Annotated in this window: 10 protein-coding genes and 1 tRNA gene; 6 read left to right on the top strand and 5 right to left on the bottom strand. The window is 58.7% G+C overall.

From position 1 onward, the window contains the following. Positions 1–122 precede the first annotated feature (122 nt). Positions 123–4,085, bottom strand: a complete 3,963-nt coding sequence (gene putA / locus V7Q49_RS07920) for a trifunctional transcriptional regulator/proline dehydrogenase/L-glutamate gamma-semialdehyde dehydrogenase (RefSeq protein WP_333850175.1) — start codon at positions 4,083–4,085, stop codon at positions 123–125. Positions 4,086–4,505: 420 nt separating this feature from the next. On the opposite strand from putA, the gene putP reads away from it, so the two are divergent. Both putP and V7Q49_RS07910 read left to right on the top strand, forming a co-directional pair. Further along, complete coding sequence (putP, locus tag V7Q49_RS07915) at positions 4,506–6,014, top strand: sodium/proline symporter PutP (RefSeq protein ID WP_333850174.1); 1,509 nt, start codon at positions 4,506–4,508, stop codon at positions 6,012–6,014. Positions 6,015–6,130: 116 nt separating this feature from the next. Beyond that, entirely contained in the window at positions 6,131–6,550 is a 420-nt protein-coding gene (locus tag V7Q49_RS07910; protein WP_333850173.1) for a DUF3574 domain-containing protein, read from the top strand. Between the two features lie 140 nt (positions 6,551–6,690). On the opposite strand, the gene V7Q49_RS07905 is transcribed toward V7Q49_RS07910, so the two are convergent. After that, positions 6,691–7,875, bottom strand: coding sequence for a NupC/NupG family nucleoside CNT transporter (locus V7Q49_RS07905; RefSeq protein ID WP_333850172.1), 1,185 nt, complete (start codon positions 7,873–7,875; stop codon positions 6,691–6,693). 251 nt (positions 7,876–8,126) lie between these two features. Between V7Q49_RS07905 and efeU the strand changes: the two genes are divergently transcribed. From efeU to phoH, 4 genes are all read left to right on the top strand, one after another. Then, on the top strand, positions 8,127–8,960 hold the full coding sequence (gene efeU, locus V7Q49_RS07900) for an iron uptake transporter permease EfeU (protein WP_333850171.1): 834 nt from the start codon (positions 8,127–8,129) through the stop codon (positions 8,958–8,960). A 43-nt stretch (positions 8,961–9,003) separates the two neighbouring features. Beyond that, positions 9,004–10,131 carry an iron uptake system protein EfeO gene (efeO, locus tag V7Q49_RS07895; protein ID WP_333850170.1) on the top strand — a complete coding sequence of 376 codons (1,128 nt, stop codon included), beginning with the start codon at positions 9,004–9,006 and terminating at the stop codon, positions 10,129–10,131. 4 nt (positions 10,132–10,135) lie between these two features. Further along, a complete protein-coding gene (gene efeB / locus V7Q49_RS07890) occupies positions 10,136–11,419 on the top strand; it encodes an iron uptake transporter deferrochelatase/peroxidase subunit (RefSeq protein ID WP_333850169.1) in 1,284 nt (427 codons plus the stop codon). A gap of 500 nt (positions 11,420–11,919) precedes the next feature. After that, a complete protein-coding gene (phoH, locus tag V7Q49_RS07885; protein WP_197090593.1) occupies positions 11,920–12,708 on the top strand; it encodes a phosphate starvation-inducible protein PhoH in 789 nt (262 codons plus the stop codon). Between the two features lie 351 nt (positions 12,709–13,059). Here the strand turns inward: phoH and V7Q49_RS07880 are convergent. The 3 genes from V7Q49_RS07880 to V7Q49_RS07870 all read right to left on the bottom strand — a co-directional run bounded on the left by V7Q49_RS07880 (position 13,060) and on the right by V7Q49_RS07870 (position 14,852). After that, positions 13,060–13,147: transfer RNA gene (locus V7Q49_RS07880), tRNA-Ser, on the bottom strand. Between the two features lie 146 nt (positions 13,148–13,293). After that, positions 13,294–13,971, bottom strand: coding sequence for an isochorismatase family protein (locus V7Q49_RS07875; RefSeq protein ID WP_333850168.1), 678 nt, complete (start codon positions 13,969–13,971; stop codon positions 13,294–13,296). Positions 13,972–13,991: 20 nt separating this feature from the next. Then, the gene (locus V7Q49_RS07870; protein ID WP_333850167.1) at positions 13,992–14,852 is read right to left on the bottom strand and encodes a pirin family protein; all 861 of its coding nucleotides are present in this window, start codon (positions 14,850–14,852) and stop codon (positions 13,992–13,994) included. Between the last annotated feature and the right edge of the window lie 63 nt (positions 14,853–14,915).

The following is a 14,915-nucleotide window of genomic DNA, read 5'->3' as shown; positions in this document are numbered from 1 at the left end:
TCCGGCCTACGAAAACATATTGTCACCCTGTAGCCCCGGTAAGCGCAGCGCCACCGGGGAATACAGACCGCACAATCCTGTAGCCCCGGTAAGCGTAGCGCCACCGGGGAGAGATTGCACGCTTAGCCGATGGTCATCAGGCTGGCGTTTCCGCCTGCGGCGGCGGTGTTGACGCTGAGCGAGCGCTCGACGTACAGACGCTCCAGCTGGAGGTTGTCTTCGCCGCGGGCGAAGCCCTGCACCGACACAATCGCGCCGCTACGGCCGGCCACCTGCTCACACAGCTCGCGCAGCTGGTCGGAATCACCGTGGTAGATCACCGCATCAAACGGCTGGCCGATCAGCACATCCGCCTTCGCAAAGCGAATACGCTCGGTCACCGCCTTCGGCAGCTGCTTCGCCAGGTCGCGGTGCAGGCCATCTTCCGGCCACAGCACTTCACACCCGGTAGCCATCGCCGCCGCCAGCTGAACCAGCGCATCCTGCTCGTTATCCGCCACGCACAGCACGCGCTCACGCGGCATCAGGGTCCAGGTGTTGCGCTCGCCGGTCGGGCCCGGCAGCACGCGCTGGGTACCGGCCTGCGCCTGCTCGCCATACTGCTGGCACAGGGCACGCAGTTCAGGACGTTTTTCTGCCCAGGCCGCCAGGGCTTGCAGCGGCTGAGTCAGCACCGCTTTCACCTGCGCATCCACCGGATACTGGGCATCCTGACGACCCAGGGTCACACCGAGGGCGTTGGCCGGACGGTTCGCCAGCAGGCGGTACAGGTACATTGGGCCGCCGGCTTTCGGACCGGTGCCCGACAGCCCTTCGCCGCCGAACGGCTGCACGCCGACGACCGCGCCCACCATGTTGCGGTTTACGTACAGGTTGCCGACCTTCGCGCTGCCGGTCACCTGAGCGATGGTTTCGTCGATACGGGTATGCACGCCCAGCGTCAGGCCGTAGCCGGAGGCGTTGATCTGCTCGATAAGCTGATCGAGGTTGTTACGGTTGTAACGCACCACGTGCAGCACCGGGCCGAAGACCTCTTTTTTCAGCTCGTCGAAGCTGGCCAGCTCGATCAGGGTTGGCGCCACGAAGGTGCCGCTGGTCCACTCCCGGGCGTCTTCGCTGTTCTCACGCACCGCCTGGAACACCGGACGGCCTTTGGCGCGCATCGCCTGGATGTGGTTTTCAATGTTGGTTTTTGCTTCGGCATCGATAACCGGACCGATGTCGGTGGTGAGACGGCCAGGGTTGCCCATCCGGCATTCGCCCATGGCGCCACGCAGCATCTTCAGGGTGTGGTCAGCGATGTCATCCTGCAGGCAGAGCACGCGCAGGGCGGAGCAGCGCTGTCCGGCGCTGTCAAAGGCCGAGGCCACCACGTCCACTACCACCTGCTCGGTGAGGGCGGAGGAGTCAACGATCATCGCGTTCATCCCGCCGGTTTCGGCGATCAGCGGGGTCGGACGGCCCTGGGCATCCAGACGGGTGGCGATATTGCGTTGCAGCAGGGAGGCCACCTCGGTGGAGCCGGTGAACATCACCCCGCGCACGCGGTTGTCGGCGGTCAGTTTCGCGCCGACGGTCTCGCCGCGGCCTGGCAGCAACTGCACCACGCCCGCAGGCACGCCCGCTTCCAGCAGGATATTGATCCCCTGAGCGGCAATCAGCGGGGTCTGCTCGGCCGGTTTTGCCAGCACGCTGTTACCGGCGGCAAGGGCGGCCGCAATCTGCCCGGTGAAGATCGCCAGCGGGAAGTTCCACGGGCTGATACAGACCACCGGCCCCAGCGGGCGGTGGGTTTCGTTGTCAAAGTCGTCGCGGACCTGACCGGCATAGTAGTGCAGGAAGTCAACGGCCTCGCGCACTTCGGCGATGGCGTTGCTGAAGGTTTTACCCGCCTCGCGCACCAGAATGCCAATCAGCTGCTGCATCTGATCTTCCATCAGCACCGCAGCGCGTTCCAGAATTGCCGCGCGCTCCTGCGGCGGGGTGGCGAACCAGATCGGTGCGCTGTTCACCGCGCTGTCGAGGGCCAGATCCACTTCCTGTTCGGTCGCTTCCCGGGCAAAGCCGACGATATCTTTAGGCTCGGCCGGGTTGATGACCGGCTGCATTTCGCCGTTGTTCACCGGCTGCTCGAGGATTGGTTTGGCCTGCCATTTCTGCAGGGCGCTGTTAAGCAGCGACGAGGAGAGCGATGCCAGACGGTGCTCGTTCGCCAGGTCCAGACCGGAGGAGTTGACGCGCCCGGTACCGTACAGCTCGCGCGGCAGGGCAATCTTCGGATGCGGCAGACCCACCTGGCCTTCCTGGGCGGCCATTTTCTCGACGGCCTGCACCGGATCGGCCACCAGCTCGTCCAGCGGCAGGGTGGCATCGGCAATGCGGTTCACGAAGGAGGTATTAGCCCCGTTCTCCAGCAGACGACGCACCAGGTACGCCAGCAGGGTTTCGTGGGTGCCCACAGGAGCATAAATACGGCACGGACGGTTCAGTTTGCCATCCGCCACTTTCCCGGTGACCTGCTCGTACAGCGGCTCACCCATGCCATGCAGGCACTGGAACTCGTACTGGCCCGGATAGTAGTTCTGCCCGGCCAGCTGGTAGATCGCCGCTAAGGTGTGGGCGTTGTGGGTAGCGAACTGCGGATAGATCAGATTCGGTACGCCGAGCAGTTTCTTCGCGCACGCGAGGTAGGAGACGTCGGTATATACCTTACGGGTGTAGACCGGATAGCCTTCCAGACCGTCCATCTGGGCGCGCTTGATTTCGCTGTCCCAGTAGGCGCCTTTCACCAGACGGATCATCAGGCGACGGCGGCTGCGGGAGGCCAGGTCAATCAGGTAGTCAATCACGAACGGACAGCGTTTCTGGTAGGCCTGGATAACAAAGCCAATGCCGTTCCAGCCCGCCAGCTCCGGCTCGAAGCACAGTTTTTCCAGCAGATCGAGGGAGATCTCCAGGCGGTCGGCCTCTTCGGCGTCGATGTTGATCCCGATGTCATACTGGCGTGCCAGCAGGGTCAGGGACTTCAGGCGCGGATAGAGCTCTTCCATCACGCGGTCGTACTGGGCGCGGCTGTAGCGCGGGTGCAGGGCGGAGAGCTTAATGGAGATCCCCGGGCCTTCATAAATGCCGCGACCGTTTGAAGCTTTACCGATGGCGTGGATCGCCTGCTGGTAAGAGACCAGATAGGCCTGCGCATCGGCGGCGGTCAGGGCGGCTTCGCCCAGCATGTCATAGGAGTAGCGGAAGCCTTTATCTTCCAGCTTGCGGGCGTTAGCCAGCGCTTCGGCGATGGTTTCACCGGTCACAAACTGCTCGCCCATCAGGCGCATCGCCATGTCCACGCCTTTACGGATCAGCGGCTCGCCGCTCTTGCCGATAATGCGGTTCAGGGAGCGGGAGAGGCTGGCTTCGTTGTGGGTGGAGACCAGACGGCCGGTGAACAGCAGGCCCCAGGTCGCGGCGTTAACGAACAGCGACGGGCTGCGGCCAATGTGCGAATGCCAGTTGCCGTTGCTGATCTTGTCGCGGATCAGCGCGTCGCGGGTGGCTTTGTCCGGGATACGCAGCAGCGCTTCCGCCAGACACATCAGCGCCACGCCCTCCTGCGAGGAGAGGGAGAACTCCTGCAGCAGGCTCTGCACCATCCCGGCACGGCCGGTGGCAGTTTTCTGGCTGCGCAGTTTTTCGGCAAGCGTATAGGCCAGGCTGTGGGCCTGAGAGGCAATCGGCTCCGGCAGGCGAGCCTGCTCCAGCAGCATCGGCACGGCGTCGGTCTCTGCGCGACGGTAGGCGGCGGTGATGGCCGCGCGGCTCACCGACTGGGGCAGGATCTGCTCGGCAAATTCGAGGAACGGCTGGTGGATCTCTTCGGCGGCCTCGGCGTGCTCGTCGCTCTCGTTGGCGGCACCGGCCAGCAGGGCAGGCAGCTCCGGCAGGTCGTCGTTGCTCTCCAGCTTTTCCAGATAGTTAAAGATGGCCTGCTTAATTAACCAGTGCGGCGTGCGGTCGATCCGCGTGGCTGCCGATTTAATCCGTTCGCGGGTCGCGTCATCCAGCTTAACCCCCATGGTGGTCATGCCCATGCCAAAAACTCCTGTGATTCAGTAGCGCTAGTGTAGTTAACGTGAAATATCCACTATGTTGCAACTTTGTGCAACCTCGTTAAATGTGACCCGGTTTGCAAGCTGAAAAATGAATGGGATGTTACGACATGGTTAACCGCAAAATAAGTGTGGATTTTAGTGATGAAGCCTGTTTTCATGCGGCGCTTAACACTTTTTAAAGGTGCAACCGCGAAAAACGTGAGCGAGTGCAACCTCCAGGAAACTGCTGTGAAACCGGGGATGAAATTGATGTAAATGCAGTGTTAAATCGTTTGTGTCATGGCAGCGCATACGGCAGGATACGCGCGGCCAACAGAAACACACATCATCACCCCCTCGTTCCGGGGGTGGAATAAAGACAGCCGGGAAAGCTGTCGAACATCTTTGCGGAGTATTTAAATGGCAATTAGCACACCGATGCTGGTGACATTTCTTATCTATATTTTTGGCATGATCCTGATAGGGTTCCTTGCATGGCGTTCTACCAAAAACTTTGACGACTATATTCTCGGCGGGCGTAGCCTTGGGCCGGTGGTGACCGCGCTCTCGGCGGGCGCATCGGACATGAGCGGCTGGCTGCTGATGGGCCTGCCGGGCGCTATCTTCATCTCCGGGATCTCCGAAAGCTGGATTGCCATCGGTCTGACCGTTGGCGCATGGGTAAACTGGAAGCTGGTGGCCGGGCGTCTGCGCGTGCACACCGAAGCTAACAACAATGCCCTGACCCTGCCGGATTACTTCTCCGGGCGTTTCGAAGACAACAGCCGGGTGCTGCGTATTATCTCCGCCGTGGTGATCCTGGTGTTCTTCACTATCTACTGTGCCTCCGGCATCGTGGCCGGGGCGCGCCTGTTCGAAAGCACCTTCGGCATGAGCTATGAAACTGCCCTGTGGGCGGGTGCCGCGGCCACTATCCTCTACACCTTCGTGGGTGGCTTCCTGGCGGTGAGCTGGACCGATACCGTACAGGCCAGCCTGATGATTTTTGCCCTGATCCTGACCCCGGTGATTGTTATTCTCTCCGTGGGCGGCCTGGGTGATTCCCTGGCGGTGATCCAGCAGAAGAGCATCGAAAACGTCGATATGCTGAAAGGGCTGAACTTCGTTGCCATTGTCTCCCTGATGGGCTGGGGGCTGGGTTACTTCGGCCAGCCGCACATCCTGGCGCGCTTTATGGCGGCAGACTCTCACCACACCATCGTTCATGCCCGCCGTATCAGCATGACCTGGATGATCCTCTGCCTGGGCGGTGCCTGTGCGGTGGGCTTCTTCGGTATTGCCTACTTCACCAATAACCCCTCCCTGGCGGGTGCGGTGAGCCAGAACTCAGAGCGGGTGTTTATCGAACTGGCGCAGATCCTCTTCAACCCGTGGATTGCTGGTATTCTGCTCTCCGCTATCCTCGCCGCGGTAATGTCTACCCTGAGCTGCCAGCTGCTGGTCTGCTCCAGCGCCATCACCGAAGATCTGTACAAAGCCTTCCTGCGTAAGGGCGCGAGCCAGAAAGAGCTGGTGTGGGTGGGGCGCTTTATGGTGCTGGTGGTAGCTCTGGTCTCCATCGCCCTGGCGGCAAACCCGGAAAACCGCGTGCTGGGCCTGGTAAGCTACGCCTGGGCAGGCTTTGGTGCCGCCTTTGGTCCGGTGGTGCTGTTCTCGGTGCTGTGGTCACGTATGACCCGCAACGGCGCGCTGGCGGGGATGATTATCGGTGCGGTCACCGTGATCGTCTGGAAGCAGTTCGCGTGGCTGGGCCTGTACGAAATCATTCCAGGCTTTATCTTTGGCAGCATCGGGATTGTGGTCTTCAGCCTGCTGGGTAAAGCGCCGTCTGCCGCGATGCAGAAACGCTTTGCTGAAGCGGATGCGCATTACCACACCGCGCCGCCGTCGAAGTTGCAGCCTGAGTAATTTGTCTTCTCCCTCCTGTAGGCCGGGTAAGCGTTAGCGCTACCCGGCTTTTTTCTTGCTAATTTCTGCAACTTACGTTCATATCGCTGGACTTATAACAATGAGGATAGCGAAGTATGACAATCAAAACAGGGCTTGTGGCGGGCGCAATTTTACTGCTGGCGGGCTGTAACGCCCCCTCGCACAGCACCGCGGATAACACCTGCAAGGCCGATAATCAGATGCAGCAAACCACCCTCTACTTCGGCCTGAACCGTCCGGCAGGGGAGGCGATCACCGGCCAGGAGTGGCAGCAGTTTGTCGACCAGGACGTCACCCCGCGTTTTCGCGATGGCTTAACGGTGTTTGATGCCCGTGGGCAGTGGCTGGGGAATGACGGGAAAGTGGCGCGCGAATCGAGCAAGGCGTTGATGCTGATCCACGCAAAAGATGCCCGGAGCGAGAGCAATATCGAGGCGCTGCGTGGAGTGTATAAGCAGCGCTTTGCCCAGGAGTCGGTAATGCGCGTTGACCAGCCGGTGTGCGTGCAGTTTTGATAAGACCGGGTGCGGCCTGATGCCCTCACCCCGGCCCTCTCCCACAGGGAGAGGGAGCAAACACTAAAAACGGCAACTAAGTTGCCGTTTTGCATTTACCTTGTAGGCCCGTGCAAGCGCCAGCGCCGCCGGGCATTACACTACAGCACTAATCCCGCAAAGCTCGCCGACAACAGGCTCACCAGCGTTGCACCGTACACCAGGCGCAGACCAAAGCGTGATACCACGTTGCCCTGCTTCTCGTTCAGCCCCTTAATCGCCCCGGCCACAATGCCGATCGAGGCAAAGTTGGCGAAGGAGACCAGGAACACCGACAGAATGCCCAGCCCGCGCGGGGTCATCTGCGCGGCAATTTTTTGCAGCTCGATCATCGCTACAAACTCGTTTGCCACCAGCTTGGTCGCCATAATCCCACCCGCATGCAGGGCATCGCTCAGCGGGATCCCCACCAGCCACGCCAGCGGATAGAAGACATAGCCCAGAATCTGCTGGAAGCTCAGGCCGAACACGCTGGAGAAGAGGGCGTTCACGGCGCTGATCAGGGCAATAAAGCCAATCAGCATCGCCAGAATAATCATCGCCACCTTGAAGCCAGCCAGAATATATTCGCCCAGCATCTCAAAGAAGCTCTGGGATTCATGCATCTTTTCCAGCTTAATTTCCGGCTCCGCTTCCGGGCGGGTTGGGTTAATCACCGTGAGGATGATAAAGGTGCTGAACATATTCAGGATCAGCGCCGCCACCACATATTTCGCCTCGAGCATGGTCATATACGCGCCAACAATCGACAGCGAGACCGTCGACATGGCGGTGGCCGCCATGGTGAACAGACGACGCGACGAGAGGTCCCCCAGCACCCCTTTGTAAGCAATGAAGTTTTCCGACTGGCCGAGCGTCAGGGAGCTGATGGCGTTAAAGGATTCGAGCTTGCCCATGCCGTTAACCTTTGACAGCAGGGTGCCGATCACGCGAATAATCACCGGCAGAATACGCCAGTGCTGCAGAATGCCGATCAGTGCCGAAATAAAGATAATCGGGCACAGCACGCCGAGGAAAATAAACGCCAGCCCTTTTTCACCCATCCCGCCAAATACAAAGTTGGTCCCTTCGGCGGCATATTTCAGCAACGATTCAAAGAAGCCCGAAACGTACTGAATAACAAACAGACCGCTTTCGGCGTGGAGGAAAAAGAATGCCAGCGCAATCTCAATCACAATAAGTTGGATAACGTAACGAATGCGGACGTTGCGGCGGTCAAAGCTGACCAGCCAGGCCAGCGCAAGGATAACCACCAGCGCCAGCAGGAAGTGCAGGAATTGATACATAGTTGATTTTCAGCAGATTAATGAGGCGCACATTTAGCCACAGCCTGCCGTAACCGTAAATGAACTTTTATGTCTTAACTTATAAACCTTTTAGTCACTTAAGTTATTATTTTCCCCTTATGGTTTTACATCCTGTCATCAAAATGCAGCATATTTCGCTTGTATTTCTTATTGCCGTAATGATAATCACTATCATAAGAATTTACCTTTCTTTGCATCAGTTGACCGCGAAAAACATTTAAGGTGTCGGCATGTTTGTTCCATTTCTCATTATGTTACGTGAAGGTCTTGAAGCGGCCCTCATTGTCAGCCTCATCGCCAGCTATCTGAAACGCACCCAGCGCGGCCGCTGGATTGGCGTGATGTGGATTGGCGTCTTCCTGGCTGCCGCCCTCTGCCTCGGTCTGGGCATTGCGATCAACGAAACCACCGGGGAATTCCCGCAAAAAGAGCAGGAGCTGTTTGAAGGCATCGTGGCGCTGATTGCGGTGGTGATCCTCACCTGGATGGTGTTCTGGATGCGTAAAGTGTCGCGTAACGTCAAGGTTCAGCTGGAGCAGGCGGTGGACAGCGCCCTGGCGAAGGGCAATCACCACGGCTGGGCGCTGATCATGATGGTCTTTTTCGCCGTGGCGCGTGAAGGGCTGGAGTCGGTCTTCTTCCTGCTGGCCGCGTTCCAGCAGGATGTCGGCATCTGGCCGCCGCTGGGTGCGATGCTGGGTCTGGCCACCGCGGTGGTGCTCGGCTTCCTGCTCTACTGGGGCGGGATCCGTCTTAACCTCGGGGTCTTCTTCAAGTGGACCAGCCTGTTTATCCTGCTGGTGGCCGCCGGACTGGCTGCCGGGGCGATCCGTGCCTTCCATGAGGCGGGCCTGTGGAACCACTTCCAGGATGTGGCCTTCGATCTCAGTAACGTTCTGTCTACCCATTCGCTGACCGGCACCCTGCTGGAAGGGATCTTCGGCTATCAGGAAGCCCCGAGCGTCAGCGAAGTGGCGGTCTACTTTATCTATCTTATTCCGGCGCTGGCGCTGTTCTTTATGCCATCGCGCCCCAGCGCTCAGCCGTCGCGTACTGCGCCCTGAAGTGCTCACTGTAGTTACAACATACTTTTAAAAGGGAAAAGTCATGGCAATCCACTTTCGTCGCAGTGCGTTACAGGCTGGCGTTGCAGCGCTGATGGCGTCCGCTTTCGCCGCTCAGGCCGCGGATGTTCCGCAGGTTAAAATTACCGTCAATGATAAACAGTGTGAGCCGATGACCGTCACGGTCAACAGCGGTAAAACCCAGTTCATCATCCAGAACCACAGCCAGAAAGCGCTGGAGTGGGAGATCCTCAAAGGGGTAATGGTGGTAGAAGAGCGCGAAAACATCGCGCCAGGCTTCAGCCAGAAGATGACCGCCAATCTGCAACCGGGGGAATACGACATGACCTGCGGCCTGCTGACCAACCCGAAAGGCAAGCTGATCGTGAAAGGAGCCGCCACCGCTGATGCTGCCAAAGGCGACGCGCTGCTGAGCCTCGGCGATGCCATCACCGCCTATAAAGCCTACGTTACCAAAGAGACGGCGGATCTGGCTGCCAGCACTAAAGCCTTTACCGACGCGGTGAAAGCAGGCGATATCGAAAAAGCGAAATCCCTGTATGCGCCGACCCGTCAGCACTACGAGCGCATCGAGCCGATTGCCGAGCTGTTCTCTGACCTCGATGGCAGCATCGATGCCCGTGAAGATGATTACGAGCAGAAGGCCGCCGATCCGAAATTCACCGGCTTCCACCGTCTGGAGAAAGCGCTGTTTGGCGACAACTCCACCAAAGGGATGGAGCAGTACGCCACCCAGCTGAACAGCGACGTGCTGGAGCTGCAAAAACGCATCAGCGAGCTGGCCTTCCCGCCGTCGAAAGTGGTGGGCGGTGCGGCAGGGCTGATTGAAGAAGTGGCGGCCAGCAAGATCAGCGGAGAAGAAGATCGCTACAGCCACACTGACCTGTGGGACTTCCAGGCCAACGTCGAAGGTGCGCAGAAGATCGTTGACCTGCTGCGTCCGCAGCTGCAGAAAGATAACAGCGAACTGCTGGCGAAAGTGGATGCCAACTTTAAGAAGGTCACCACCATTCTGGCGAAATACCGCACCCAGGACGGGTTTGAAACCTACGACAAGCTGACCGATGCCGACCGTAACGCCCTGAAAGGGCCGATTACCACCCTGGCAGAAGATCTGGCGCAGCTGCGTGGCGTACTGGGTCTGGACTAAGTTGATGAACAAGCATGACGAGTACGACGTGGCTGAACCTTCACGACGTCGGTTGTTAAAAGGGGTAGGGGCGCTTGGCGGCGCTCTTGCCCTTGCAGGCGGTTGCCCGGTGGCGCATGCGGCAAAACCGCAGAGCGCGCCGGGGACGCTCTCCCCGGACGCACGAATGGAGACGCAGCCGTTTTACGGTACGCATCAGGCGGGGATTTTAACCCCGCAGCAGGCGTCGATGATGCTGGTGGCCTTTGATGTGCTGGCCAGCGACAAAAGCGAGCTGGAGCGTCTGTTCCGCCTCCTGACCCAGCGCATTGCCTTTCTGACCACCGGCGGCCCGGCACCCGACACGCCGAACCCGCGCCTGCCACCGATGGATTCCGGGATCCTGGGGGCCTTTATCGCCCCGGATAATCTGACCATGACGGTGTCGCTGGGGGCCTCGCTGTTTGACGATCGCTTCGGCCTCGCCCCACAGAAACCAAAATCGTTGCAGAAGATGGTGCGCTTCCCGAATGATTCGCTGGACGCGGCCCTGTGCCATGGCGATGTGCTGATCCAGATCTGCGCCAACACCCAGGACACGGTGATCCACGCCCTGCGGGATCTGATCAAGCACACCCCGGATCTGCTGAGCGTGCGCTGGAAGCGGGAAGGGTTTATCTCTGACCACGCCGCGCGCAGCAAAGGCAAAGAGACGCCGGTAAACCTGCTCGGCTTTAAGGATGGCACCGCCAACCCGAACAGCCAGGATACGCCCCTGATGGACAGCGTGGTGTGGGTAACGGCCGACCAGGGCGAACCGGCCTGGGCGGTAGGCGGCAGCTATCAGGCGGTGCGCATTATCCAGTTCCACGTTGAGTTCTGGGATCGCACGCCGCTGAAAGAGCAGCAGACCATTTTTGGTCGCGACAAGCACAGCGGTGCGCCGCTGGGGATGAAAAACGAGCACGACGTGCCGGATTACGCCAGCGATCCCGACGGCAATGTTATCGCCCTCGACAGCCATATTCGTCTCGCTAACCCGCGCACAAAGGAGACCGGGTCCAACCTGATGATGCGCCGGGGCTACAGCTATTCGCTGGGGGTGACCAACGCCGGGCAGCTGGATATGGGCCTGCTGTTTGTCTGCTTCCAGCACGATCTGGAGCAGGGCTTTTTGACCGTGCAGAAGCGTTTGAACGGTGAAGCGCTGGAGGAGTACATCAAGCCGGTGGGCGGGGGCTATTTCTTTGCCCTGCCGGGCGTGCGTGATAAAAACGGCTGGCTCGCTCAGGGGCTGCTTGAAGCCTGATCCCCGTCCCGCTTACCCCTTAAGCGGGACAGTTATTTTCTCTCCCGTTATCCTCTTGTTATAATTCTGTAATATATTCATAGCAGACTCATTAACGCTGTCAGGCGAATCTTAAAAGTTGCATTCAGGTAAAAATAATGTTGCATTCATGCTAAATCCTGATGTACTTACACTAAGAAAGCGGTAAACCTTACAGTGAACATGAATCACTCTGGAGATCGCGAATGGTTGGGTCCTCAACTGGACAAGGTAAACGTAACAACCGCAGTACCCGGCGCGGAGGCTCAAACTCCGGCAGCGATCTCTTCACCGAAAAATTCTCCCCCTCCACAGCAAATCCTGATTTTTCCGACCTGACGAATGGTGAGCATAGCGATTCGGCCGGGTCATTTAACCAAGTAAGCTATGGCTTAGAAGGAAGCCAACCCTCAGATGTTTGTTCGCCTAATCGTACTGATGTAGGTACGAGTGATGAATACCAACAACTCAAGGTGCTATCCATGGGAAGACAAAAAGCAGTGATCAAAGCTCGTCGTGAAGCAAAACGTGTGCTGAGACGGGATTCACGTAGCCATAAACAGCGTGAAGAAGAGTCGGTCACCTCGCTTGTGCAGATGAGTGGTGTTGAAGCAATTGGCATGGCACGGGACAGCCGGGATATGACGCCAGTTGTTGCACGCAATGACGCTCAGGCGCAGTACCTTAATGCTATTGAGAGTAAGTCGCTGATTTTCGCCACCGGTGAAGCCGGGTGCGGGAAGACCTGGATAAGTGCAGCCAAAGCGGCAGAGGCTCTGATTCACAAAGACGTCGACAAGATCATTGTCACCCGGCCGGTTTTGCAGGCCGATGAGGATCTCGGCTTCTTGCCCGGTGATATTTCGGAGAAATTTGCGCCGTACTTCCGGCCCGTTTATGACGTGCTGGTCAAGCGTTTGGGCGCATCTTTTATGCAGTACTGCCTGCGGCCGGAAATCGGCAAGGTAGAAATTGCGCCGTTCGCCTATATGCGCGGACGTACATTTGAAAATGCAGTTGTGATTCTCGACGAGGCTCAGAACGTAACTGCTGCGCAAATGAAGATGTTTTTAACGCGCCTCGGGGAAAACGTGACGGTGATCGTGAACGGGGATATCACCCAGTGCGACCTGCCGGCCGGCGTCAAATCGGGTCTGAGCGATGCGCTGGCTCGTTTCGTTGAGGATGAGATGGTAGGGATAGTGCAGTTCACCAAAGATGACTGCGTGCGCTCGGCCCTGTGCCAGCGGACCCTGAACGCCTACTATTGAGTCTGTTGATGTGTGCAGAGCCCGGGAAACCGGGCTTTGTTGTTTGTGCAGGGTAAACGCCTGATGGCGCTGCGCTTATCAGGCCTACGGGATCGAGGCTGGGTTTGGGTTTCGTAGGTCGGGTAAGCGGAGCGCCACCCGACGTTTGCAGACCGCACGGAGCCGCATTTCGCACCGGGAGGGATTGACTCGCTGCGCTCGCCCTGCGGGCAGCCCACTCACTGCGTTCGCGGTCTGTCCAACGGGCTGTCGCCCGTTGTCGAACCCTCGGTCGAGGGGTCTCATCCCTCCCGGTGGCGTGCGACATGCGAAAAAAAAGCCCGTACTTTCGTACGAGCTCTTCTTTAAATATGGCGGTGAGGGAGGGATTCGAACCCTCGATACGTTGCCGTATACACACTTTCCAGGCGTGCTCCTTCAGCCACTCGGACACCTCACCATATTGTTTTGCTGCCGTTCCTCTCGGGGGCAACGGGGCGCTACTATAGGGAGTCAGGCTAAAACGGTCAAGCAGATTTTCTGCATTACTGCGCGTTCGGTTAAGCAATAATCAGCTCCACGGTTTTCAGGCCGTGGAGCTGACGATTAACGCTGTGAATCGAGCACTTCGCTGTTCTTAACGACTTCTTGCGCCTTGCCGTAGCTTTCGATCAGCAGCTGATACGCCGGGAAAATGTGCGTATAGACTTCCGCCCACTCTGCGGCATCCTCACGATTCCAGGTGCGCTGGATCTCCGAGGCCACGGCGGCGGTATCCATTGGCACAACGCCCGCCTGCACCACACGCGCCAGGGTGATCTCCTGCGCCATTTTGCTGTAGGTGCCTGAGGCGTCGATCACTGCAAACACTTTGTAGCCGTCCGCCACCGCGCTGATAGACGGGAAGGCCATGCAGACGCTGGTGATGGTACCCGCGATAATCAGCGTTTTACGTCCGGTGGCCTTCACTGCGGCCACGAACTCCGGGTTATCCCAGGCGTTGATCTCGCCTTTACGTGCTACATACTGTGCATGCGGGGCGTTAGCGTGGATCTCCGGGATCAACGGTCCGTTTGGCCCTTGCGGCACGGAGGCGGTGGTGATCACCGGGATATTCGCCAGAGTGGCAATTTTCGCCAGCGCCGCAGCGCGGGCGCGCAGCTCCGGCATTGGCATGTCACCGACGGTCTGGAACAGCCCGCTCTGGTGATCGATCAGCAGCATCACCGCATCATTCACATCAATAACCGGACGTGCGCCGTTAAAGTTAGCTGGGTTAGACATTATTCTCTCCTTTATTACATTCAGATCTGGCCAAAGCGGCCGGAATTGAAATCGCGAACAGCCTCTGCGATTTCGTTTTTCGTGTTCATTACAAACGGGCCGTAGCCGACGATGGGTTCGTTCAGCGGTTCCCCGGCCATCAGCAGCACTTTGGCGTCGCTGCTGGCCTCCAGATGCAGCTTCTCGCCTTCCTGACTCAGGACAACAAGCTGAGCTTCACCCGCCTGGGCAGAACCATTCACCGTCACGCTGCCTTCCAGCACCACCAGCGCCGTGCTCCAGCCTTCAGGCTGAGCGAGCGACAGATGGCTGCCCTGACGCAGGGTAATATCCCAGACGTTCAGCGGGGAGTAAGTGTGCGCCGGACCGGCCACCTCCTCGTAGCGCCCGGCAATGACGCGCAGTTCACCGCTGTTGTCGGGCAGAGTCACCACCGGGATCTGGCTTTTAGTGATGCTCTGGTAGCCCGGCGTCGCCATCTTGTCTTTCGCAGGCAGGTTGACCCACAGCTGCATCATTTTTAGCTCGCCCCCTCGCTGCGCAAAGGCGCTGGAGTGGAACTCCTCGTGCAGAATGCCCGAGCCGGCCGTCATCCACTGCACGTCCCCTGGACCAATCACGCCGCCTTTGCCCGTTGAGTCGCGATGCTCCACTTCGCCGGAATAGACGATGGTGACTGTCTCAAAGCCACGGTGAGGATGCTCGCCCACGCCGCGTTTGGCTCCATCCGCCGGGAAGCTGTGCGGCCCGGCGTAGTCCAGCAGTAAAAACGGGCTCAGCGGCTCGCCGTGGGTCTGGTAAGAAAACATCGAACGCACCGGGAAACCGTCGCCAACCCAGTGCTGACGGGGTGCGGTATAAATGCCTGTTACGTTTTTCATCGTCTTCTCCTGATGTTCTGTTGATGTAATTAGCTTATATTCAGAGTTAATATCCCGGTAGAT

This window comes from Leclercia sp. (assembly GCF_036780805.1).
GTDB lineage: Bacteria > Pseudomonadota > Gammaproteobacteria > Enterobacterales > Enterobacteriaceae > Enterobacter.
This window is presented reverse-complemented; position numbering and strand designations above follow the sequence as displayed.

Excerpts from the sequence above, each read along its gene's own strand:
- putA (WP_333850175.1), bottom strand. The coding sequence starts at position 4,085 with ATGGGCATGACCACCATGGGGGTTAAGCTGGATGACGCGACCCGCGAA.
- putP (WP_333850174.1), top strand. The coding sequence starts at position 4,506 with ATGGCAATTAGCACACCGATGCTGGTGACATTTCTTATCTATATTTTT.
- V7Q49_RS07910 (WP_333850173.1), top strand. The coding sequence starts at position 6,131 with ATGACAATCAAAACAGGGCTTGTGGCGGGCGCAATTTTACTGCTGGCG.
- V7Q49_RS07905 (WP_333850172.1), bottom strand. The coding sequence starts at position 7,875 with ATGTATCAATTCCTGCACTTCCTGCTGGCGCTGGTGGTTATCCTTGCG.
- efeU (WP_333850171.1), top strand. The coding sequence starts at position 8,127 with ATGTTTGTTCCATTTCTCATTATGTTACGTGAAGGTCTTGAAGCGGCC.
- efeO (WP_333850170.1), top strand. The coding sequence starts at position 9,004 with ATGGCAATCCACTTTCGTCGCAGTGCGTTACAGGCTGGCGTTGCAGCG.
- efeB (WP_333850169.1), top strand. The coding sequence starts at position 10,136 with ATGAACAAGCATGACGAGTACGACGTGGCTGAACCTTCACGACGTCGG.
- phoH (WP_197090593.1), top strand. The coding sequence starts at position 11,920 with ATGGGAAGACAAAAAGCAGTGATCAAAGCTCGTCGTGAAGCAAAACGT.
- V7Q49_RS07875 (WP_333850168.1), bottom strand. The coding sequence starts at position 13,971 with ATGTCTAACCCAGCTAACTTTAACGGCGCACGTCCGGTTATTGATGTG.
- V7Q49_RS07870 (WP_333850167.1), bottom strand. The coding sequence starts at position 14,852 with ATGAAAAACGTAACAGGCATTTATACCGCACCCCGTCAGCACTGGGTT.